The sequence below is a fragment of the Bacteroides sp. ET71 genome (assembly GCF_023336905.1).
Taxonomy (GTDB): Bacteria; Bacteroidota; Bacteroidia; order Bacteroidales; family Bacteroidaceae; genus Bacteroides.
This window is the reverse complement of sequence record NZ_JAMBLS010000003.1, coordinates 141,387-163,419: the sequence shown is the minus strand read 5'-3', so window position 1 is coordinate 163,419 and position 22,033 is coordinate 141,387. Positions and strand designations below refer to the sequence as shown.

The 22,033-nt window shown below is 59.8% G+C and carries 21 protein-coding genes; 10 read left to right on the top strand and 11 right to left on the bottom strand.

What is annotated here, in order from left to right; all coding sequences use genetic code 11:
• Nucleotides 1-98: 98 nt before the first annotated feature.
• Nucleotides 99-2,075, bottom strand: coding sequence for a calcineurin-like phosphoesterase C-terminal domain-containing protein (locus tag M3090_RS03235; RefSeq protein ID WP_249053954.1), 1,977 nt, complete (start codon nucleotides 2,073-2,075; stop codon nucleotides 99-101).
• Between the two features lie 203 nt (nucleotides 2,076-2,278).
• On the opposite strand from M3090_RS03235, the gene M3090_RS03230 reads away from it, so the two are divergent.
• Both M3090_RS03230 and M3090_RS03225 read left to right on the top strand, forming a co-directional pair.
• Nucleotides 2,279-3,820, top strand: a complete 1,542-nt coding sequence (locus M3090_RS03230) for a glycine--tRNA ligase (RefSeq protein WP_249053953.1) — start codon at nucleotides 2,279-2,281, stop codon at nucleotides 3,818-3,820.
• A 14-nt stretch (nucleotides 3,821-3,834) separates the two neighbouring features.
• Nucleotides 3,835-4,497 (top strand): FKBP-type peptidyl-prolyl cis-trans isomerase, encoded by a 663-nt coding sequence (locus M3090_RS03225; protein ID WP_249053952.1) that lies wholly within the window; start codon nucleotides 3,835-3,837, stop codon nucleotides 4,495-4,497.
• Nucleotides 4,498-4,500: 3 nt separating this feature from the next.
• On the opposite strand, the gene M3090_RS03220 is transcribed toward M3090_RS03225, so the two are convergent.
• On the bottom strand, nucleotides 4,501-4,719 hold the full coding sequence (locus M3090_RS03220; protein ID WP_249053951.1) for a hypothetical protein: 219 nt from the start codon (nucleotides 4,717-4,719) through the stop codon (nucleotides 4,501-4,503).
• Between the two features lie 166 nt (nucleotides 4,720-4,885).
• On the opposite strand from M3090_RS03220, the gene M3090_RS03215 reads away from it, so the two are divergent.
• The 4 genes from M3090_RS03215 to M3090_RS03200 all read left to right on the top strand — a co-directional run bounded on the left by M3090_RS03215 (nucleotide 4,886) and on the right by M3090_RS03200 (nucleotide 7,750).
• The gene (locus tag M3090_RS03215; RefSeq protein WP_249053950.1) at nucleotides 4,886-5,206 is read left to right on the top strand and encodes a hypothetical protein; all 321 of its coding nucleotides are present in this window, start codon (nucleotides 4,886-4,888) and stop codon (nucleotides 5,204-5,206) included.
• A 10-nt stretch (nucleotides 5,207-5,216) separates the two neighbouring features.
• A complete protein-coding gene (locus tag M3090_RS03210; protein ID WP_249053949.1) occupies nucleotides 5,217-6,158 on the top strand; it encodes a DUF4373 domain-containing protein in 942 nt (313 codons plus the stop codon).
• An 874-nt stretch (nucleotides 6,159-7,032) separates the two neighbouring features.
• Nucleotides 7,033-7,515 (top strand): HU family DNA-binding protein, encoded by a 483-nt coding sequence (locus tag M3090_RS03205; protein WP_249053948.1) that lies wholly within the window; start codon nucleotides 7,033-7,035, stop codon nucleotides 7,513-7,515.
• Nucleotides 7,516-7,639: 124 nt separating this feature from the next.
• A complete protein-coding gene (locus M3090_RS03200) occupies nucleotides 7,640-7,750 on the top strand; it encodes a smalltalk protein (protein WP_249053947.1) in 111 nt (36 codons plus the stop codon).
• A 187-nt stretch (nucleotides 7,751-7,937) separates the two neighbouring features.
• Here the strand turns inward: M3090_RS03200 and M3090_RS03195 are convergent, their stop codons facing one another.
• The 5 genes from M3090_RS03195 to dut all read right to left on the bottom strand — a co-directional run bounded on the left by M3090_RS03195 (nucleotide 7,938) and on the right by dut (nucleotide 13,375).
• The gene (locus tag M3090_RS03195; protein WP_249053946.1) at nucleotides 7,938-8,828 is read right to left on the bottom strand and encodes a porin family protein; all 891 of its coding nucleotides are present in this window, start codon (nucleotides 8,826-8,828) and stop codon (nucleotides 7,938-7,940) included.
• Nucleotides 8,829-9,278: 450 nt separating this feature from the next.
• Nucleotides 9,279-10,571 carry a murein hydrolase activator EnvC family protein gene (locus tag M3090_RS03190; RefSeq protein WP_249053945.1) on the bottom strand — a complete coding sequence of 431 codons (1,293 nt, stop codon included), beginning with the start codon at nucleotides 10,569-10,571 and terminating at the stop codon, nucleotides 9,279-9,281.
• A complete protein-coding gene (locus tag M3090_RS03185) occupies nucleotides 10,568-11,092 on the bottom strand; it encodes a DUF4292 domain-containing protein (RefSeq protein ID WP_249054019.1) in 525 nt (174 codons plus the stop codon). Before M3090_RS03185 ends, M3090_RS03190 begins: the two co-directional genes overlap by 4 nt.
• 37 nt (nucleotides 11,093-11,129) lie before the next feature.
• A complete protein-coding gene (locus tag M3090_RS03180) occupies nucleotides 11,130-12,917 on the bottom strand; it encodes a tetratricopeptide repeat protein (RefSeq protein ID WP_249053944.1) in 1,788 nt (595 codons plus the stop codon).
• 20 nt (nucleotides 12,918-12,937) lie between these two features.
• Nucleotides 12,938-13,375, bottom strand: coding sequence for a dUTP diphosphatase (gene dut, locus M3090_RS03175; protein ID WP_410553166.1), 438 nt, complete (start codon nucleotides 13,373-13,375; stop codon nucleotides 12,938-12,940).
• A gap of 172 nt (nucleotides 13,376-13,547) precedes the next feature.
• On the opposite strand from dut, the gene dgt reads away from it, so the two are divergent.
• The gene (gene dgt / locus M3090_RS03170) at nucleotides 13,548-14,894 is read left to right on the top strand and encodes a dGTP triphosphohydrolase (protein ID WP_249053943.1); all 1,347 of its coding nucleotides are present in this window, start codon (nucleotides 13,548-13,550) and stop codon (nucleotides 14,892-14,894) included.
• Between the two features lies 1 nt (nucleotide 14,895).
• Here the strand turns inward: dgt and upp are convergent, their stop codons facing one another.
• From upp to M3090_RS03150, 4 genes are read right to left on the bottom strand one after another with little or no spacing between them, the layout of a single operon-like run.
• Nucleotides 14,896-15,555 carry a uracil phosphoribosyltransferase gene (gene upp, locus M3090_RS03165; protein WP_249053942.1) on the bottom strand — a complete coding sequence of 220 codons (660 nt, stop codon included), beginning with the start codon at nucleotides 15,553-15,555 and terminating at the stop codon, nucleotides 14,896-14,898.
• Nucleotides 15,556-15,577: 22 nt separating this feature from the next.
• Nucleotides 15,578-16,003 (bottom strand): SufE family protein, encoded by a 426-nt coding sequence (locus M3090_RS03160; RefSeq protein WP_249053941.1) that lies wholly within the window; start codon nucleotides 16,001-16,003, stop codon nucleotides 15,578-15,580.
• A 41-nt stretch (nucleotides 16,004-16,044) separates the two neighbouring features.
• Nucleotides 16,045-17,058, bottom strand: coding sequence for a M20 family metallopeptidase (locus tag M3090_RS03155; protein ID WP_249053940.1), 1,014 nt, complete (start codon nucleotides 17,056-17,058; stop codon nucleotides 16,045-16,047).
• A 4-nt stretch (nucleotides 17,059-17,062) separates the two neighbouring features.
• Nucleotides 17,063-18,001 carry an LD-carboxypeptidase gene (locus M3090_RS03150; RefSeq protein WP_249053939.1) on the bottom strand — a complete coding sequence of 313 codons (939 nt, stop codon included), beginning with the start codon at nucleotides 17,999-18,001 and terminating at the stop codon, nucleotides 17,063-17,065.
• A gap of 300 nt (nucleotides 18,002-18,301) precedes the next feature.
• Between M3090_RS03150 and M3090_RS03145 the strand changes: the two genes are divergently transcribed.
• Genes M3090_RS03145 through M3090_RS03135 form a run of 3 tightly spaced genes read left to right on the top strand, consistent with a single transcriptional unit; the run spans nucleotide 18,302 to nucleotide 21,919 of the window.
• Complete coding sequence (locus M3090_RS03145; RefSeq protein ID WP_249053938.1) at nucleotides 18,302-18,451, top strand: hypothetical protein; 150 nt, start codon at nucleotides 18,302-18,304, stop codon at nucleotides 18,449-18,451.
• 21 nt (nucleotides 18,452-18,472) lie between these two features.
• Nucleotides 18,473-20,860 carry a hypothetical protein gene (locus M3090_RS03140; protein WP_249053937.1) on the top strand — a complete coding sequence of 796 codons (2,388 nt, stop codon included), beginning with the start codon at nucleotides 18,473-18,475 and terminating at the stop codon, nucleotides 20,858-20,860.
• Between the two features lie 30 nt (nucleotides 20,861-20,890).
• The gene (locus M3090_RS03135) at nucleotides 20,891-21,919 is read left to right on the top strand and encodes a hypothetical protein (RefSeq protein ID WP_249053936.1); all 1,029 of its coding nucleotides are present in this window, start codon (nucleotides 20,891-20,893) and stop codon (nucleotides 21,917-21,919) included.
• Nucleotides 21,920-22,033 lie beyond the last annotated feature (114 nt).

Here is a 22,033-nt window from a genome sequence, read left to right as displayed (position 1 = left end):
GGTTCGTTCGGTGGGCATCGGCTGGTGCGGACGGTGGCCGTGGCCCTCGTCCGCAGGGGCGTTGCCCGTGGTGCGCCGCGGGCGTCAGGCCCGGTGGGTCAGCGCAGGTAGGCGTCGGTGCTGAAGGCTTTGGGGCGCTCCATCTGCTCGGTCCATTCGTGGCCGAACTCGTCGCACACGGTGATGGTCAGGTCGGTGTCCGCATCGGCGGCCTTCACCTTGAAGAAGTGGGGGAAGCGCTCGGTGATGAAGTTGGGCACGGACGAGAGGCTGGACGAGTTGAATCGCTTGACGGTCAGGGCGGCCACGTGCAGGGGGTCGTAGGCCCAGACGGCTTCGGGCGTCAGGCGGCGGCCCTGCTCGTCGGTCACGGTGATGGTCCACGAGGGGTTCCAGTTCCACACGTTGATGAGCACCTCGTTGTCGCTGTTGGCGGGGTAGGCGTCGACGTATTGCATGTACTTGTTGCGCACGTTGGCCGGGACGCTGGCGGGCATCTGCGGCACGTCGGCCAGCGAGAAGCTGACGTTGTTCAGGTCGTACGAGCGGAACTGATAGTCTTCGTCGCTGCCTGTGGCTTTGTAGATGTATTGCAGGTCTTTCCCGGCCACGTCCCACACGGCGTATCCGCCCGGCGTGCCGTCGGGGCAGAGGTGTATGCCGGGTGTCAGATGGCCCGACCACCACCAGGAGCCGCAGATGGCGCCGGTGTTGTGCTCGTGGATGTCGCGTCCGCCGGTGACGTCGTCTGTCGGGGTGACGTTGAAGTTCAGGTGCGTGTGTCCCGTCACGAAGTGCACCCGGTAGCCGTCCAGCGCGTTGAGCAGTTGCTGCGTGTTGGCCGCGTCGTGGTCCAGGCGGAATCCCTCCGTCTCGTCGGGGTAGAAGACTTGCGCGTGCAGGATGACCACGAGCGGGGTGTCCTTGTCGACGTATGCCAGGTCGCGCGCCAGCCATTCGAGCTGTCCGGTGGACACGCGCTTCAGGTAGTCGCGCGAGGTGGTGCCGTCGTAGTTGTCGCAGTCGATGTCGTCCAGCACCACGTAGTGCACCTGGCCGATGTTAAACGAATAATAGGGCGGCGCGATGAGGCTCGTGTAAGGCTGTGCGGCGTCGCGGTCGCTCGTTGCCTTATAGTCGTAGTCGTGGTTGCCCAGGGTGTGGAAGATTTGCAGGTCGTCCACCAGGCTGTTTATGGTGCGTAGGTAATCTTCCAGTGCGTAGTCGTTGGAATACCAGTACAAGTCCCAGGTCATGTCGCCGAGGGTGATGGCATACATCTTCTCGCCCGGATGGCGCTGGCGGTAGGCGTTGAGGTCGTCGGTGAAGTCTACGAACTGTTGCAGGTCGCCCGTGCGGTTGGCCAGGTGCATGTCGCCGAGCATGAACACCTTGTATTCGTCCTGCCCGTCCACCTGGGTCAGCGTGAAGTCCGCGCGCTCGGCGGTCGACGCGTCACCCTTCAGCCGCTTGCAGAACTGCGGGAGCACGCCATCTGCCGGCACCTCGTAGCCCGACGGCACGGAGAGGAATACGTAGCCCGATTCCTTGTCCGAGCTTAGCTGGTAGATGCCCTGGTCGTCCGTGACCGTTACTTCCGTGCCGTCCGACACTACGACCCCGGCCACCGGCCCGTCCTGGGTCGACACCACGCCGTAGACCGTCGTCCCGGCGTCGGGCGTGAAGTCCAGCCCGTCGGTAATGCTCAGGTAAGTCTGTCCGATAAGCTTCCTGCGCTCCTCGCGCTTGAGGTAGAGGCGGTAGTCGCCGCTCCCGCATCCGGTGGGGATGCTCACGGTGGCGCTGCTTTCGGCCACCTCGGTGATGGCAGCCACGTACGAGACGCCCGTCCCCGCCTCGAAAATGAATGTGTCCGAGCCGAGCAGGCCGTCGCCGCCCGTCACCCGGAACGTGTACTCGCCCCCTTCGCTCACCTCGATGAGCGAGGGACACTCAATCTCCACATTAAAACTCTCTGCGGCGGCAGCCGTGCCGTCATCCTTGCTGCACGAAGCCAGGGGCAGTGCGATGCACAGCAACAGCCACAACAGGCGCTGCTTGGTCGAATCTTTCATATTGCTTCTCTTTATTAAATAGTGAACCATAGTTACTCTTTTTCCGGCTGCAAATTTCCGCTGTTCATGTTTCAAGCCTGTTACCAGCCTGTTACTTTTCTGTTTCGCCGTTATTTTTCTGTAAATTTCATCCGCATACCGAACTTAGTCCGTCAGAAATCCCTATCTTTGCGACGTTTTTCCAAAACAATACAGAAAAGAAAATGGCACAAGAAGACGTTTTTAAGAAACTCGTCTCGCACTGCAAGGAGTATGGATTCGTGTTTCCGAGCAGCGAGATATACGACGGACTGGGAGCCGTGTACGACTACGGCCAGAACGGCGTGGAACTGAAGAACAACATCAAACAATATTGGTGGCAAAGCATGGTTCTGCTGCACGAGAACATCGTCGGCATCGATTCGGCCATCTTCATGCACCCCACCATTTGGAAGGCCAGCGGCCATGTCGACGCCTTCAACGATCCCTTGATAGACAACCGCGACTCGAAGAAGCGCTACCGTGCGGACGTGCTCATCGAGGACCAGATAGCCAAGTACGACGAGAAGATTGCGAAGGAAGTGGCCAAGGCTGCCAAAAAGTATGGCGACGCCTTCAACGAGCAGGAGTTCCGCTCGACCAACGCCCGCGTGCTGGAGCACCAGCAGAAGCGCGACGCCCTGCACGAGCGCTACACCCGCGCCATGAACGCCGGACCGGACCTGAACGAGCTGCGCCAGATTATCTTGGACGAGGAAATCGTCTGCCCCATCAGCGGCACGAAGAACTGGACCGAAGTGCGCCAGTTCAACCTCATGTTCAGCACCGAGATGGGCTCGACGGCCGAAGGCTCGATGAAAGTGTACCTGCGCCCCGAGACTGCCCAGGGCATCTTCGTCAACTACCTGAACGTGCAGAAGACCGGCCGCATGAAGATACCCTTCGGCATCGCACAGATAGGCAAGGCCTTCCGCAACGAGATTGTCGCCCGCCAGTTCATCTTCCGCATGCGTGAGTTCGAACAGATGGAGATGCAGTTCTTCGTCAAGCCCGGCACCGAGCTGGAATGGTTCAAGAAATGGAAGGAAACGCGCCTGAAGTGGCACAAGGCCCTGGGCTTCGGCGACGACCACTACCGCTTCCACGACCACGAGAAGCTGGCCCACTATGCCAACGCCGCCACCGACATCGAGTTCCTCATGCCCTTCGGCTTCAAGGAAGTGGAAGGCATCCACAGCCGCACGAACTTCGACCTGTCGCAACACGAGAAATTCTCCGGAAAGAACATCAAATACTTTGACCCCGAGACCAACGAGAGCTACACGCCCTACGTCATCGAAACCAGTATCGGCGTGGACCGCATGTTTCTCAGCGTCATGTCCGCATCCTATTGCGAAGAGAAGCTGGAGAACGGCGAGACGCGCGTCGTGCTCCGCCTGCCCGCCGCCCTGGCGCCGGTGAAGCTGGCCGTCATGCCCCTGGTGAAGAAAGACGGGCTGCCCGAAAAGGCACGCGAGATTATCGAAGGGCTGAAGTTCCACTTCCACTGCCAGTATGACGAAAAAGACAGCATCGGCAAGCGCTACCGCCGCCAGGATGCCATCGGCACCCCCTACTGCGTCACCGTCGACCACGAGACGCTCAGCGACAACTGTGTCACGCTGCGCGACCGCGACACCATGCAGCAGGAACGTGTGCCCATTGCCGACCTGGACCGCCTGATTGCCGACCGCGTCAGCATCACTTCGCTGCTGAAGACACTCTAAGGGGGAGGACGGTCATGAGAAGATTGATGACATTTTTCCGCCTTCCCCTCTGCCTGGCAGCTTGTGCGCTGGGCCTGGCCTCCTGCGACGAAACGCAGGAAGCTTCGGCCTACGACAACTGGCAGGCACGCAACGAGGCTTTCGTCGACTCCCTGCGCACGGTGGCCGGCGACAACTTCCTGACTTGGCAGAACCCGCCCACGCGTGCCATCACCGACATCGGGACCGACGGCATGGAGCTGGGCAAGCTTTACGCCCTGCTGGTGCAGGACGGGGGCAATACCGGCGGCCAGCAGTATGTCTACTGCAAGAAGCTGGTGGACAATCCTGACGGCGAACGTGTGCTGTACACGGACCAGGTCAGCATCTACTACTACGGCACGCTGATAAACAATGTATCGTTCGACGGCAACTTCGACGGATGGGGCGCCACGGATGTGCTGGAGCCGGAGGACTTCACAGGGCGCTGGTACACGGATTTCGACCAGCCCGCGACCTTTACCCTCACCGGCATCGTGAGCGGCTTCACCTGGGTGCTGCAACACTGCCGCACGGGCGAGCGCTGGATGGTCTACATCCCCTGGCAGTCGGGCTACGGCAGTTCGGACAGCAACGGCATACCGGGCTATTCGACCCTGGCGTTCGACTTTATCGTCGATAGCATTGTGACGGAGTGACGCTTAGATTTCTCCTTTTTTCATAAATTGTTGTAGGGGGTGCATCCTGGTGGTGCATCCTCTTTTTTTTGTCCCGCTGCCGCTGCCGGGGCGTTGCTGCGTCCGGGCCGGACGGGTGTGTGTGCCGTCGTTGCGGGTGGCGGCGCCGTCCGGTGTGCGTGCGGGGCGTCTCCGGCGTGCGGAGCGGTCGGCAGGGGCGTTTATCCGTTTCGTTTCCAGCACCTTGTTGTTTTTGATGCGAAAATCTTCCGGAAATATTTTTCGTTGCGGAAGAAAGTCTTTATATTTGTAGGCGTAATGAAAACACGAAGCTAACTCAAAAACTTTATCTTTTTACGGAAAATGCCTATGGAAGCGAAAGGTTTTAATCAGGAAAACACGGCGGGCGATGCCCCGTCTCTCTGCGTCTGCCGTTGCTGCGGACGCCTGCTGCCCCCCCGATCAGTTTTATTTGCGCCGCCGTGGCGGCACGCCCGAACATCGTTGCAAGGACTGCCACCGGCGGGCCATGCGCCTGCGCCGCAAGCTGGTTTCCGGCCGCCGGGCGGAGGACGGAGGGCGTGCGGACATCTTCCGCGTGGCCGACCGCAACGTGCGCCTCGAGCTGATACGCCGGGCCAGGCAGGTGGTGCGCGACAGCATGGAACGGCGCCTGCGACGGGTGCACGAGCAGGAGTGGGAACAGGAAACGAGGGATTGGACGGTGTAAGGCGGAGCGTATGGCACGAATCAAGAAACGGGGGCTGGACTACTTCCCCATGAACACCGACTTCTTGCAGTCGCGCTCCGTGCGACGCCTGCTGAAGCGCGAGGGCGACGCGGCGCTGGCTGCCTTGCTGGGGGCGTTGTCGATTATCTACGACGACGAGGGCTACTTCGTGCGCCTGGACGACGACCTGTGCGAAGACCTGTCCGACGGGCTGTTCAGCCTCGAGGCCGCCGACGTGCGCCGCGTGCTCCAGACGGCGGTCGAGGTGGGGCTGTTTGACGAAGGCATGTTCCGCGAGCATGGCATACTGACGTCGGAGGAGATTCAGCGGCAGTTCCTCTTCATCAAACGGCCCCGCAAGCGGGCGCTCATCGACGAGCGCTACTGCCTCTTGCCGCCCGACGAGGAGGAGGAAAACGCTGCAGCTCCGGCCGACGGGGAGGGGACGAAAGTGCAGGATTTAGGTACAAAAAGTACGCAAATCGTGCAAAAAACGCCCGAAAACGTCGATTTTACGCCCCAAAGTACACAAAGCAAAGAAAAGGAAAGCATAGAAAAGCAGAGCAAAGCAGACCTCCTCCCCAACGGTTCCCCCCAAACCGGGGGAACCCCTGCCGCCGGCCGGATGCCTGCGGAGGAGGAGGGGGATGTGGGGGTGAAAAAGCCGGGCGGCGCTCCGTACGAGTGGACGCACGACGCTATCGGCCGCCTCGTGCCCCCGCCCGACGGCTTGCCGCGCAATCTCGACGGCCTGCGGCTGACGATGGACCAGTTCCGCATCACGCCCCGCGAGCAGTATGCCATCATCTGCCTGAGCAACTTCGGGCTCATCGGCCATCCCGTCTGGCAGGGCTTCGTACAGCTCCGTGCTGGCCGTGGGCGCATCCGCGAGCCCGGGCGGTTCCTGCTCAGCCTGTGCCATCCGAAGAAGGTGGGCGTGGGCAGCGGGTGATGCGGGCGTTTCTTCCTGTCATTCAGCGTGTTCTTTTCTGTCACCCTGAGTGTTTTTCCCTGTCATCCTGAGCGGAGCCCGCAGGGCGCAGTCGAAGGATCTCCCTAAGGGCGTGTGCTCTCATAGTGAGATGTTTCGACTTCGCTTCGCTCCGCTCAACATGACAGGGAGAGTGGGGTAACATGACAGGGGAAGTGGGGTAACATGATAGAGAGGGTAGGGTAACGTTCTCTTCCTGTCATCCTGAGCGGAGCCCGCAGGGCGCAGTCGAAGGATCTCCCTAAGGGCGTGTGCTCTCATAGTGAGATGTTTCGACTTCGCTTCGCTCCGCTCAACATGACAGAGAGGGTGGGGTAACATGACAGGGGAAGCGGGGTAACATGATAGAGAGGGTCGGGTAACGTTCTCTTCCTGTCATCCTGAGCGGAGCCCGCAGGGCGCAGTCGAAGGATCTCCCTAAGGGCGTGTGTGCTCATAGTGGGATGTTTCGACTCCGCTTCGCTCCGCTCAACATGACAGAGAGGGTGGGGTAACATGACAGGGGAAGCGGGGTAACATGATAGAGAGGGTAGGGTAACGTTCTCTTTCTGTCATCCTGAGCGGAGCCCGCAGGGCGCAGTCGAAGGATCTCCCTAAGGACGTGTGTTCTCATAGTGGGATGTTTCGACTCCGCTTCGCTCCGCTCAACATGACAGAGAAGGCGGGCAGTGCCTCTTGCGCATCGCAATCAGAAAAAAAATGCATGGTGTGGAACGGTTTTGTCCGAAACGCGTATCTGTTTTGAAAAGAATGTCTACCTTTGCACTGTCGATAAGGCCTAAACGACACAAAGAGAAAACAAACCTATTAGTAAACTCAAAAACTTTTTTAGACTATGCCAGTAATTTACCAGACTTATCAGTCGCAATTTGCAAACAGAAGCGGAAAAAAGTTGTACTACCCACGTGTCGTCCTGACGGGCAGCGTGGGAACCGACCAGATTGCCCGCGAAATCTCCGAATTGTCGTCACTCACCACGGGCGATGTGAAGAATGTCATCGACAACCTCGTGACCGTCGTCACCCGCCATCTCCAGGCCTCGGAGAGTGTCATGCTCGACGGATTCGGTTCGTTCCGATTCACGCTGAACACGCTGAACGGGGGCGTGGAGAACGAGGCCGACGTCTCCGCCACCCAGTCGCAACTGAAGGTGCGCTTCCTGCCCACCGGCACGCGCCACGCCGACGGGACGTTGGCCACCCGCTCGCTGGTGCAAGGCGCCAAGTGCGTGCGCTTCGAAGCCGTCCCGGCAGACCCTGACGCCACCCAGCCCGGAGGCGAGGAGGAAGACGACAGCGGACAGGGCACCTTCGGATAATCATTTAGCTGTTGAGTTGACGAGGGGACAAGTTGACGAGGCTACAAGTTAACTCGTCCCCTCGTCAACTCGTCCACTGAATAAATACCTTAACAGATTGCTTTAACTCAAAAAACAGAAACGTATGAACACACAAAAGAAGAACCTTTGGGATAAGATTTTGAAAGTAGCCATCGCCATCCTCTCGGCCATCGCCGGGGCACTGGGCGCCAGCGCGATGAACGCCGTCGGTTGACGGGGTGTTAGTTGACAAGGGGACAAGTTAACGAGGCTACAAGGCTTTTAGTTGACGAGTTGACAAGTTGACAAGGGAACGAGTTGACGAGGATTTAGCCGATTCGTTCCCTTGTCTTTTGTCATCGTCCTTGCAGTCTCGTTCCCTCGTCCTTGTAGCCTCGTTAACTTGTCCCCTTGTCAACTAACTACTTCGGCCCGAACCCGTGGAAGCCCGGCACGTCCGGCATGATGGTCGGTCCGCCGCTTCCGCCTCCGCCCCCGCGATGCTTCTGTATCGCCCCGCGTATCAACTCGAACAGGATGGGCCCGAAATCCATCTGGAGCTTGAACTTGTTGAATTTATAGTAGGGCGCTACGATGGGCAGCGTCTCCCACCGCCTCGTCAGGCTGTTGTAGAACGTCTGCACGCCCACCTCCACGCCGAAGCGGTCGGTGAAGCCCATGCCCACGGTACCTCCGAAGCCATAGTCGGGCCGGGCCGTGAAGTCGCCGAAGCCCACGCCGCCGAACGTGCGGAAGTAGAGCCTGTCTTGCGCCTCGTACACCATCTGTGCCGACAGGCCGAACGACTGGCCCGTGAAGCGCGCCGTGTTCATCTTCACCGCGTCGGCCATCACCTGCAGCGTCAGCCGGTCGTTCAGCCTGCCCTGCCAGCCCAGAGCCGCCGCGTTGAACCGTCCGATGCCGGGCACGCTGCGCTGTTCGCCCCGACCGACGATGTAGCCCGGCTCCAGCAGCCACATGGCCCCGCCGGTGGAGTAGTCGCCCTTGTGGAGCAGCGAGGGGTTGACGTGATAGGGCAGGGCGGGCATCACGGGCAGGCGGCGCGACGACGACGGCGCGTCCACCGGCAACCGGCGCAGGGCGGGCAGTTCGCTGTTGACCGTCGACAGGCTGTCGAACGCCACGGCCGGGCCCGGGTGGTAGAGGCGGGTGCGGAGCGTGTCGGGGCGTACGCGCAGGCTGTCTTCCTGCTGGGCGAAGAGATGGGTGGCCGACGTTGCCGCCAGCATCAGCAACAGCAGGAGGCGGCGGGACAGGCGTTGGGCGGACGGCTTTCGAAGCAGATGTTTCATAACGCGGGTTTTAGCGTAAAGTTATGGTTCTTTTGAAGAACCTGTTCAATGGTTCTTTTCCTCTGTCATCCCGAGCGAAGCCGAGGGATCTCACGATGTAGAAGTGAGATGTTTCGACTGCGCTGCGCTTGCTCAACATGACAGGAAGCGATTAGCGCACAGGCTCTGGATACTGTACTTTTTCTTTCGGGCCGCCGAAAGAAAAAGATACCCAAAAGAAAGGCTCCCGCAACCGCTCTCCGCTTCACGCCCGCTGGATGATGCCGGACAGACGTGCGGGGAAGGCTCGTGCGCTTGATTTTTTTCTTTTGGTATCTTTTCTTTAGGCATCCAGGCAAAAAGAAAAGTACAGAACAAAGTTAAGAAATCTTTCTGCTCTTCCGGCTGTGCGGTAAGACTATTTAAGAATAAAGTCGGTCGTCCTGCCGGGCAGAACAGGACCATCGCCGGTCACAGCGCCAGCCACTGCTCGGGGTTGAGTTTCTGCTTCTCGCGCCGCAGTTGGAAGTGCAGCACGGTGCGTCCGCCGTTGGCTCCGTCGCTGAAGACGTCGCCCAGCGGTTGGCGTGCCTTCACCTCGTCGCCCGCCTTTACCACGGCTTGTGCCAGGTTGCAGTAGACCGAGATGTATTCGCCGTGGCGCACCAGCACGTTGGTCAGTCCGTTCAGTTGGAAGACGGCTGCCACCCGTCCGTCGAACACGGCGCGTGCCTGTGCGCCCGGCTGCCCCTGGAGGTCGATGCCCTTGTTGTCCAGCACGACGTTGCGCATGACCGAGTATCGGCCGTAGTGCCCGGTGAGCACGTAGGGCCCGCTGATGGGGACGGGCAGGCGGCCGCGGTTGGAGGCGAAGGAGCCTGTCAGCCGTTGGTCGGAGCGGTCTGTGACGTATTGTTTTTCCGGCTTCTGCGCCGGGGTGCCGGGCTTGTCGGCCTGCTGCTTGCGCCGTCGTTCGGCTTCGGCCTTGCGTTTTTTCTCTTCGGCCAGGGCGCGTTGGCGTGCTTTCTCTATCTCTTCGGCGATGAGGCGGTCGATGCGTTCGTTCAGTTGCTGTGCCTCTCGGCGTTGGCGGGCCAGCTCGCGTTGCAGTTCGCGCTGCTTGCGTTGCAGCTTCCCGACCAGTTCCGTCTTCTCCTGTTCCTTGGCTTGCAGGGTGCGCATTTCCTGTTCTCGGTCTTTCAGCAAGGCCCCTTTGGTTCCGCGCAGTTTCAGCATCTGGGCGTGGCGCTGGTCAATCTGCTTGCGCTGCCGGGCGATGTCTTCGCCCTGTCGCCGCTGGTAGTCGGCATATTCGCGCACGTAGCGCAGGCGGCGGTACATCTGGCCGGGTCCGTCGGCCGAGAAGATAAAGAGCAGCTTCTCCTGGATGCTGGGGCGGTGTTGTTGCAGGTAGCGCACGGAGGCGGCATAGCGTTCTTGTTTCTGTTTCAGTTCGTTCTTCAGCCGTCCGATGCGTTGCTCCAGCCGGCGCAGCTCGTTGTCCAGGGTGTCCAGCTCGCGTCCGAGGGCTTGGATGTATCGTTTTCGTTCTTCCACCTGGCTGTTCAGTGCGGCCAGTGCGTCGAGCTGGCTGCGGGCGTCGTCGGTGGTGGTTTTCAGCAGGGCTTCGGATTGGGTGATGCGTTGTTGCAGCCCGGCCCGGCGTTGGCGCAGTTGGCCGATGGCGGGGTTGTCGGTCTGGGCCAGCAGGTCGGCCGCTGGCAGCAGGAGCAGGAGGATGAGGAGGAGCGTCAGCCGTGTCATAGGCTCATGAGCAGGTGCAGTAGTTCGTGCCAGGAGACTTGCTGGTAGCGGTCGGACAGGCGTGTGGGCTCGAGGTCGAAGGGCCGTGTGCTGAAGTCACTCAGCTCGATTTTGCCCCGCTCGATGTCCGTCAGGCCCAGTTCTTCGGCTGTGACGACGGTTTTGCCTCCGGGTCGTGCGGCGTCGCAGATGAGTTTTTCCAGGTGGGCGAAGTCGGCTTTGCGGGGCAGTATGGTTTTCAGTTCGTCGCGGGTGGCGCGGACGTAGCGCCGGCCCATGCGGTCGACGAGCAGGATGTCGTCGGGTGTCACTTCGACGCGGGCCACCTCGGTGCGGAGGATGGGCATGAGGAAGGACAGTTGGGCGCGTTCGCCCCGGCGCAGCTTCAGGGTGCCGTTGACGGTGAGCACGGATTGCTTGCTGGGCACGGTGAGCTTGACTTTGGCCGACAGGCAGGTGCTTTGCGCGGCTGTCTCGCGGGCGGTTTGTTTCGACGTGCGGCATCCGGCCAGGCAGAGCATCAGGATGACGGCCAGGGCCAGGGCTGTGCGGGCTGCGTTACGGTTGTGCCGGGTGTGCGGCGTTTGTGGCTTTTTCTCCATCTTCGTGGTTGTCATAGGGGATGTATTTCTTTTTGCTTATCTTTCGTTTCAGTGTTTCGTTGTTGATGCCCATCGTTTGTGCCTTTTGCCAGAAGGCGAGGGCTCGTTCGGTGTCGCCTGTCATATAGTAGATGTCGCCTGCGTGTTCCACGATGCCGGCGCTGATGGCGTCTTTCTGTTCGCTCAGCAGGGCGTTGTCTATGTAGATGCGTGCCTCGTCGTAGCGTCCTTTTTCGAAGAGTATCCAGGCGTAGGTGTCGAGGTAGGTGGGGTTTTCGGGCTCGGCTTTGATGGTCTTGTAGCTCATTTCTTCGGCGCGGTCCAGGTCTCGGCGTTCGAGCGAGAGGTAGTAGGCGTAGTTGTTCAGGGCTGGGATGTTGTCGGGATAGTAGACCAGGGCTGAGTCGTAGGCGGCGTAGGCTTGGCTGGGTTGCTTGAGGGCGTAGTGTGCGTCGCCCATGATGGTGAGGAAGTCTGAGAGTACTTCTTTCTTCGTTCCCTCGGCGGCTTGTTTCAGGGCCTTGCGGCAGAGGTCGATGACGTCGGCGTAGCGTTCTTCCTGGTTGTAGGCGATGGCCAGGTAGAGGTAGAACTCGGGCCGTTCGGGGCTGGCCACGATGCCTCCTTCGCAGAGTCGGCGCACGTCTGCGGTGTTTTCGGTCCGGATGGCCTCGCCCAGCAGGGTCATGCGGGCGGCGGTGTTCGTGGGGTCGGTGTCGAGCACGTGTTGCAGCACGGGCAGGGCTTGTTGCTGTTTGTTCTTCGCGTAGAGGTATTGCACGTAGAGCAGGGGCAGTTGTGTGTCATCGGGTTCTTGTTGGAGTATGCGGTCGAAGAGCCGGGTGATGCGGGTGCTGTCGGTTCCGGCCTGTTCGTTTTCGACGATGAGCTGGCGCATGACGAGCAGTTTGGTTTCCGAGGGCACGCGGCGGTTCATCAGCAGTGTGTCAATCTGTTGCCGGTAGCGTTCGTCTTGTCCTGTCTCTTGGTAGTAGTTGGCCAGCGAGTAGAGTGCCATGGCGTTGTCGGGTTCCGTGTCCAGCACCTGCCGGTAGAGGTTGTAGGCTTCTTTCTTGCGGCCGTTTTGCAGGTAGGCGTCGCCCAGGATTACTTGGTAGCGGGTGTCCATGGGGTATTCCTTGACCAAGCTTTCTATCTCGCGGAAGGCGTGTTTGTGGTCTTTCTTCCGGAGGTAGATGCGGAACTTCTCCATGGTCAGTTCTTCGGTCTTGCCGGTGCGTTGTTCCAGCCGGTCGAGCGCGTCCAGTTCCTGGTCGTATGCCTGTGTGCGGCTGTAGAGGTCCAGCAGGTTATAGAGGGGGTCGAGCTTGTCGGGAAACTGGCGGGTCATTTCTTCCAGCAGGGCGATGGTTTTGTCCGTGCTGCCTTGTTGCTGGTAGAGGTTGGCCAGTCCTTGGGCATACCAGTAGTTGTCGGGGGCGTAGGCGTGGGCTTGTTCCATGGTGCTGACGGCCAGGCTGTCTTGCTTGAGGTAGACGTAGTATTGCGCCAGTTCGTAGAGTGCGGCGGCCGAGCGGGGCTGTATGCTGAGGCAGTGTTGCAGCAGGTCGAAGGCCGCGTCGAGCTTGCCTTGGCCTTTCTGGCGGATGGATTCGAGGAAGTAGTAGTCGAAGCGCCGTTGTTCGTCGGCACGCAGGCTGTCGCCCGTGGCGGTTGCGGCTGTTGCCCGCCCGAAGGCCAGGCAGCCGATGATGGCGGCCAGGAGTAGCATCTTTCTTTTCATACGTTTGCAGGGTTGCAGGTTCATTGTTTCCCGGTGTGTCCGAATCCTCCTTCGCCCCGTTCGGTCTCGTCCAGCGTCTGTGCGGGTTGCCACAGGGCCTGTTCGTGGCGGGCGATGACCATCTGCGCGATGCGTTCACCGTCTTGGATGACGAAGGGCGTGTCCGACAGGTTGACCAGTATGACGCGTATCTCGCCCCGGTAGTCGGCATCGATGGTGCCGGGCGCGTTGAGCACGGTGATGCCCTGCTTCAGCGCCAGCCCGCTGCGTGGCCGTACCTGCGCTTCGTAGCCCGGGGGCAGGGCGATGTAGAGGCCGGTGGGCACGAGGCAGCGTTGCAGGGGGGCCAGGGTGATGGGTTCCGTCAGGTCGGCGCGCAGGTCCATGCCGGCAGACAGGGGGGTGGCGTAGGCGGGAAGCGGGTGCTTCGAACGGTTGATGATGGGGATGGTCAGCATATCTGTTTCGTTTTTAGATGAATGGCCAGCCGCGGGGAGGGGTTGTGGCCTGGAATCAGCCCGTGGCCGGATATTTTTCCGGCGAAAGTACGGATTTTGTGGCAGAATAGTGATACATTTGCAGTTAAATAATAACAAAGTATCTGATTAGAGACCCTTTTAGAGACCTGTTATGGATTGGCATACCCTACTTTCGGCCAAGCGTCTGGGCTTGGAGCAGTATCACCGCGACCACCCCGAGAACCGTTCGGAATTTCAGCGCGACTACGACCGCCTGGTCTTCTCCGCCCCCTTCCGCCGCTTGCAGAACAAGACGCAGGTGTTTCCCCTGCCGGGCAGCGTCTTTGTGCACAACCGGCTGACGCACAGCCTGGAGGTGTCGTGCGTGGGCCGTTCGCTGGGCAACGACGTGGCACGCCTGCTGGTCGGCCGCCATCCGGAGCTGGCCGCGACGTATGTGCCCGAGATTGGCGCCGTCGTTTCCGCCGCCTGCCTGGCACACGACCTGGGCAATCCGCCCTTCGGCCATTCGGGCGAGCGGGCCATCTCGACCTTCTTCTCCGAAGGGCGGGGGCAGTCGCTGTGCCATCCGCAGCCCGACGGCTCGTGCCTGACGGCGGAGCAGTGGGAAGACCTGACGCACTTCGAGGGCAATGCCAACGCCTTCCGTCTCTTGACCCATCAGTTTGAGGGACGGCGGCAGGGTGGCTTCGTGCTGACCTATACGACGCTGGCCAGCATTGTGAAATATCCTTATGCCTCGTCGTTGGCGGGGACGAAGTCGAAGTTCGGATTCTTTACCACGGAGGAAGACACCTTCCGGCGCATTGCCGACGAGCTGGGGATGCGCCGCCTGCAAGACAGCCCCCTGCGCTACGCCCGCCATCCGCTGGTCTATCTGGTGGAGGCGGCAGACGACATCTGCTATCAGATTATGGACATCGAAGACGCTTATAAGCTGAAGCTGCTGACGCTGGACGAGACGCGCGAGCTGCTGTTGTCGTTCTTCGACGACGAGCGCCGCCAACGCCGGCTGGACACGCTGCGCATCGTGGCCGACCGCAACGAGCAGATTGCCTACCTGCGCTCCAGCGTCATCGGCCTGCTCATCGGCGAGTGCACCCGCGCTTTCGTGGACAACGAAGAGGCGCTGCTCGGAGGCACGTTCGACGGGCCCCTCATCCGCCACATCTCCCCGCGCCCGGCCCAGGCCTACGCCCGCTGCTCGGAGCTGGCGTGCGAGCGCATCTACCGCTCGAAAGATGTGCTGGACATCGAGCTGGCCGGTTTCCGCATCATCAGCACCCTGCTCGAACTGATGCTCGACGCCGTGCGCGCCCCGCAGAAGGCCTATTCGCAGTTGCTCATCAACCGCGTCTCCAGCCAGTACGCCATCCGCGCCGAGGGGCTGTACGAGCGCGTGCAGGCCGTCTTGGACTACATCTCGGGGATGACCGACGTCTTTGCCCTCGACCTCTACCGGAAAATAAACGGCAACAGCCTGCCCGAAATCTCCTGACTCACAGCTTTTCGCCATAGGCCAGGTCGCCCGCATCGCCCAGCCCCGGCACGATGTACTTGTGCTCGTTCAGCTCCGGGTCGATGGCCGCGCACCACAGCGTCACGTCGTCCTGCGGGAAGAGCCGCCTCAGGTGCTCCACCCCTTGCCTGGAAGCGATGACGCAGGCGATGAGCAGCCTTCGCGGGGTGCCCTTGGTCAGAAACGCCTTCCACGCCATCTCCAGGCTCTCGCCCGTGGCCAGCATGGGGTCGACCAGCAGGACGGTCTTGCGCGACAGGTCGGGCGTGGCGATGTACTCCACGTGCACGTCCACCTCGCGGTGCGCCTCGTCCTTGTAGTAGCGGTAGGCCGACACGAAGGCGTTGCCCGCGCGGTCGAACACGTTCAGGAAGCCCTGGTGCAGCGGCAGTCCCGCGCGGAACACGGTGGCCACGACCAGTTCGTCGTCGGGCGTGCGCGCCTCGGCCGTGCCCAGCGGCGTTTCTATGTTTTTGGCTGAATAGCAGAGCGTGCGGCTCATCTCGTAGGCCATCAGTTCGCCGATGCGCTCGATGTTGCGGCGGAAGCGCATGCGGTCGCCCTGGATGCGCACGTCGCGCAGTTCGGCCACAAATTGGTTCAGTATGGTGTCCGTTTCGGACAGGTTGATGACTTTCATAACCGTGTAATCGTTTTAGCGTTCATTTCCCCTCTTTCGCCTTGAAGGCCAGGGCATACATGCGCATCTGCTTCACCATGGCGAGCAGGCCGTTGCTGCGGGTGGGCGAGAGGTGCTCGCGCAGGCCGATGCGGTCGATGAAGTAGAGATCGGCCGAGAGGATTTCGTCGGGCGTGTGGCCGGACAGTACGCGGACGAGCAGGGCGACGATGCCTTTCACTATCAGGGCGTCGCTCTCGGCGCGGAACACCAGGCGCCCGTCCACGTCGTCGGCTTGCAGCCACACGCGGCTCTGGCAACCTTCTATCAGGTTCTGGTCCGTCTTGTATCGTTCGTCCAGGGGTTGTTGCTCGCTGCCCAGGTCTATCAGCAGTTGGTAGCGGTCCATCCAATCGTCGAAGTCGCTGAACTCGGCGATGATTTCGTCTTGTGTATCGTTGATAGTCATTTTAATGAAGAATGATTTAATGAAGAATGATGGGTGAAGAGTTATTTCTCGTTGTAGATGACCGTGGCGACGGTGGTGCCCACGGCGTTCAGCGTGGCGCGGTCGATGATGTCCATGTTGTCATCGTGCGTGTGCCAGAAGTCGCCGAAGCCCGTGTCGCCCTGGGGGTCGTAGTTGATAATGTCGACGCAGGGGATGCGGGTGAGGTTGTAGACGTAGATATGGTCGTCGGTCACTTCCGTGCCGTCTGCCTGCGGGAAGAAGTCCTGGAAGCCCAGCCGTGCGGCCGTGTCCCAGATTTTCTTCACCTGCGCGGGGGCCGTGCGTTGCGAGAAGAGCTCGCGGTAGAACGTCGCCCCGCGTCCGCCCACCATGTCGAGCAGGATGCCGTAGCGTGCGTTGTAGCCCTGCGTGTGGGGCACGCGTCCCCAGTATTGCGAGCCCAGGCACCAGGTGTCGGGTTTGTACTGTCCGCGGTGGAAGGTGGGCATGCCGTAGTCTTCGGCGTCGAAGAAGATGATGTCGATGCCGATGGCGGGTTGCCGTTGCTGGATGAGGCGTGCCAGTTCGAGCAGTACGCCCACGCCGCTGGCTCCGTCGTTGGCGCCCAGGATGGGTTCGCGCTGCCGTTTCTTGTTGCGCTCGGCGTCGGCATAGGGGCGGCTGTCCCAGTGGGCGCAGAGCAGGACGCGGCGGCGGTTCTCGGGCTGATAGGAGCCGATGATGTTGCGTGCCTTGAGGATGGTGTTGTCGTAGGCCACGAGGTCGGCTTCCTGCACCTGGACGGTGGCTCCGAACTGCCGTAGCTTGCCGATGAGGTAGTCGCCGCAGTCGCGGTGCGCCTGTGTGTTGGGCACGCGGGGGCCGAAATCTACCTGTTCACGGACGTAGCGGTAGGCGCTGTCGGCGCAGAAAGTGGGCGGTGTGACGGTGTCTTGCGCTTCGGCGGCGGCCGTTGTCGCGGCCTGGTCCGCCTGTTTGCGGTGGTTGCCGCAGGCCATGATGGCAAGAGCCGTCAGCAGGACAGCGGCGATGAGGGGATGCTTCTTTTTCATGTCTCTATATTTTGGTTTCTTGGTCAAATGTCAGTTTTACTTCTGCCGAGCCTACCTCCAGGCGGGCGTGTGCGCCGCAAATCAGGGGGAGGTTGCGCGTGACGTGCCCCACGGGGAAGTCGAAGCAGACGGGGCAGGTGCATCCGTCCAGCACGTCGGCCAGGGCGTCGTAGAGCGGTTTGCCCAGCGAGAGGTTCTCTTCGTATTCGGTGAACTGCCCCACGATGAGGCCCGCCAGCCGTTGGAGCACGCCGCCCAGCCGCAGGTTGTAGAGCATCCGTTCGACGGCGTGCGGGCGTTCGCCCACGTCTTCGAGGAAGAGCAGCGTGCCTTCGGCCGGAAAGTCCCACGGCGTGCCGCGCAGTCCGTAGAAGACCGACAGGTTGCCGCCGCGCAGTGTGCCTTCGGCCGTGCCCTGCCGGTTCAGGCGGTGCGGTGTGCAGGCGATGGCGGGGGCCTTTCCGCCGGGCGTGGTGCCCATCAGCAGGTCGTGCAGGGCGCGCGTGGCCTCGTCGTCGGCAGGCTCCACGGTCAGGTGGCGGGCCATGGGTGCGTGCAGCGAGGCGAATCCGGCGCGTTGCCAGGCGGCGTGCAGGGCGGTGATGTCGCTGAATCCGATGAGCCACTTCGGGCTGCGTGCCAGTCGCGTGAAGTCCAGCCTTTCCAGCAGGTGGACGGCTCCGTAGCCTCCGCGGCTGCACAAGATGGCACGCACGTCGGGGTCGTCCATCGCCCCTTGCAGGTCGGCCAGGCGTTCGTCCACCGTGCCTGCATACGTGCCGCAGGCGCTCTCGGCATGCGGAGCCATGACGGGTTCGAGTCCCCACGAGCGCAGCCGTTCGGCGGCGCCTTGCAGGAAGTGGCAGTCGATTTTGCTCGACGGCGAGAGGATGACCACGCGGTCTCCCGCGTGCAGGGCAGGTGGAAGTATCAGAGTTTCCATATCTTCAGCTTGGTTGATGTCAGTCTTTCCGGCGCAAAAATACACATTTCGCGGCAGATTCTGTCACGGGGCGCGGGTTTTGTTTGGCCGATGTGCGCCCGGGCCGTGTCCGTTGTCCGCCGGAAGCATGGCTCGTGTACGTCCTGGGCGGAAAAATATCGGTAAGCATAGTCGCTTTTTTTAGCAGAACAGTCTTCTTCATTTGCTGCATGGTAGCATCTTGCCCGGAGAGCGTTTTTGTCTTTTTGTCGGATTTTCTTATCTTTGTCTGTGACATTTTGCACTGTAAATCTCGCAAATATGAATACTCGTGAGCATCAAAAAAGGAAGATAGAAGAAATGAAGAAAGACTTCTACCGGTGTCACGGCACTCCTTTCGACCGGCATTTTCTGGTAACCGCTGCACTGTTTCTGGTCGTGGCGCTTGTTGGGGTGTTCTCGTATGTCTAATCTATATTAAATCTATTCATTATGCGCAAATCGTATTTTATCGCACTGTTGGCAGCTTGCCTCTTGTGGTCGTGTTCGGACGACGAAACAGGCGGGTTTCAGGAAGACCCCGTGGAAGGCATGGAAGAGCCGGTGAAGGAAGAAACGGATTCTTACAGCATCACCTACCAGTACCAGGAAGACGTGCAGGTGCTGACACCTGCGAAGAGCGGCTACATTGTCCGGGTGGAAGAAGACAGCATCCTTTATTTCTCGAAAAGCACGCCGGACGAAGTGTTGCCCGAAGTGGGCGACATCTTGTCCAGTCGGCAGACCGAGATGCTGCCCTACGGCCTGGGCGGCAGTGTCGTATCCGTGACCGACGCGGGCGACGCTTACCGTTGCGTCACCACGGCTGCCCCGTTGGACCAGATTTTCAAGGAACTGGAGTTTACGTACACGCAGGCATTGCTGGACACGATAGACGGGTTTTACGACGATGAAGGCAACTTCCACGAGGCCCGGGTCGTGCCCTACGAGGAATGGGACAACCCAGACTATGAAGCCGACACGAAAGCTACCATCGGTTCCCCCAACGTGTTGCAGATACCGGTAAGGGCGGGTCAGGAGAACGGCTTCTATACGTCGGGCACGCTTTCGTTGGGGCTGATTGCCACGATTAATTATTCCATGCTGGACAATACCTACGAGTGCTCGCTGGAAACGATGGGCGGTTTCGAAGCCAACATCGGTTGTGGCACCAGTGAGAAGGTGGAGTATGAAAAGACCATCTTTCAGAAAGAAAATCTGATACAGGGAGTGGCTTACATCGGCCCCGTCGTGTTGCGCCCGTATGTGGACGTCGGCCTCGACGTGACTGCTGAATTTGAGGGCGACATACATACCGGAGTCTCCAAACAGTTCGGGCTTAAGTTCGGATTTAAACGCGACGACGTGACAGACGGCTTTTTCCGGGAGAACACCACCCGTCCGGCTGCAAATGATTTGCTGAAAAACCTGGAAATAAACGCGCAAGGAAGTGCTGCCTTGGTGCTTCGAGCCGAGCTTGGCATAGGACTTTATACACGCGATATCGCCATCGGTCTGCGTCCGGAGCTTTCCTTCGGGCCTTCTTTCGACTTTAATTTGGATGATCCGGAGCTGTTTTCCAAAGGCTCGTCCCTCGACATCGATTTGGTGGCAGACCTGAGCGGCATTTTCCGCGCAGCATTGGTGGGAGTCGAGATTGCCGACGAAGAAATCAATATGCGCTCCTGGAACCTTTGGAACACTTCCTTCCCACTGCTGCCCAAACTGGCAGAGAACTCCCTCTTTGTCCGCGAACGCACTGGGACGATAGACTTGCTGTTCGACGCCGGATACAGCCTGGAAGAACGCGGGGTGCTGATGCGCTTCATGGACATCACCCCCGGCCTGCGCGTCTATAAAGACGAAGAAGAAGTCATGTCCGTGCCCTACGATGCCAGTATCACGCCGGAAGGCCCTACGGACTTCGACTTCACCCTGGCCGACTTGGAGCGGGACACCGAATACACTGCCGTGCCCTACATCGAACTGCTGGGCAACAGCTATGAAGAAGGAGGCATCAACTTCTCCTCCTCCTTCCCCGTAGAGGTGACTGGCGTGGAAGTGACCGATGCTTCCTATTATCCCGACCATTATTCTTTCAACGGGCGAAACTATTCCTTCAAGTATGATTGTGCCGTGACGGCTGAACTTACAGACGAGGGCGAGCGCGAAATCACCGACTGGGGATACTACTACGAGGATGAATATGGCCAGCGCGTGCTGGTCTCCTTGAACGGAAACCAGTCGCCCTATACGGACACAAGGTTTGCCTATGCCAAGAACGAGCCGGAAGCCACAGCCCGCTTCGGCGGATACGTGCACTATGCCGACGACGAGAATCCTTCGTTCGGCCAAACGCTGGAGTTCGCTCTGAACTATCCCACCACTTCGTCGCTTGTGTTGACCGATTGCGTCTTCCAAGGCACGGAGACGAACACGGTTTATCAGGGACGTACGTATGACTATAAGTCGACCTTCAAGTTCTATTTCACCGCAAAGGGCGGCTACTGGCTGAGTGTCAGTCCGGAAGCGCAAGGAAACGGCTGGAACGGCTGGAATCTGCCGGACTATTCCATCGACCCGGTAGATGGAGCCAATGTGCTGACGGTCAATTATTACTACGATGAGAAGAACTTCAACGGCGACTATCGCGTCTACTTGACGGGCAGTGACAGCACTCATGGCACTTCTTGTCAGAGCAGCGCCTATGCTTCTTACCATCATGACGGAAGCAGCTTCACCGGTTGCACGGTGGTTGGTGCGCCAAATGTGCGTGGCTTGTCTTCGGCATCTGCCGATGGCGTCCCGCATGAAATGGAGATTAACTTGGTACAACCATAAATTTATGTTTAACTTAAAGCGAACAAGAAAATGAAAAAGCAAGTGTTTATGTGGTGCCTGCTCCTGCTGGGGAGCGCACTGGCATCGTGCAGCGACGACGACGGAGGTAATCCGGGTAAGAGCGAACTGGAACAGCAGTATTTCTCGATTGAAAACGCCCAATACCAGTCGGGGCAGTTCCCTGCGGCCACTTCGACGGCTACGCTCCAAGGCGTTACGGTTAACGACCGCGCCCTGAGTGGAGGCATGAACTTCATCACCATTGTCTCCGATGTCAGATACAACCGTTTCTTCATCGGCGTGCAGGGTGTGGAAGGCTATTGGGAATACGTGCCTGATGCACCGGTCAATCGGGCAGAGTCCGACGGAGGGAGCAATACGTACATTATCCCCGTCAACTACAGTACCACTTACAGCTCGGACATCACCATGCTGATCAGTGGTGAGGATGAGAGCGGGGACATCACCGAGCCCTACGAGACGGAGATTACCTATGTTGAGAGCCAGTCGGGTGACCTGAACATCAACCTGACCTTCAGCAACGCCAAGGACGTGGACCTGCACCTCATTATGCCCAGCGGCGAACACATCTATTACGGTGAACCCGGCGGGACGGTGGAGACGGCCGACGGGCATACGGTGAGCTACGGTTTGGACCATGACTCGAACGCCGCATGCGATATTGACAACCTGAACAATGAAAACATTTACATTCCGGCCGAACTGATACAGGCTGGCACGTACACGGTCATCGTCGATATGTATGCCAACTGCGAGCCTTCGATTGCCACCAGTTGGTCGGTCGTAGCCCGCTACAAGGGCAATGAAGTGAACAATGAGTTGGGTTCGAATCCGGCATCGGGCGTCTACCCCGTAGGTGCGGGTGAAGGCGACATGACCCAGGTCATCCGTTTTACACTGGACGAAGGCATCTCCGTTTCGGCTGTCAATCGCCAGATAAAGGCCGGCAGCTTCAAGCCCGCTCCGCTGTCGCCCCAATCTCTCAAGAAGCTGGAGGCTGCGAAACTGAACGATATGTGGCGCAAACAGAGCAAATGACCCTCTTGCCGGCTGCTTAGACCGGGAAGGACAGTCTTTGGGCGCGGTTTCCTCGTATGGGAGGCCGCGTCTTTTTTGTTTCTCCTGCCCGATGTGCGCCCGGGCCGTGTCCGT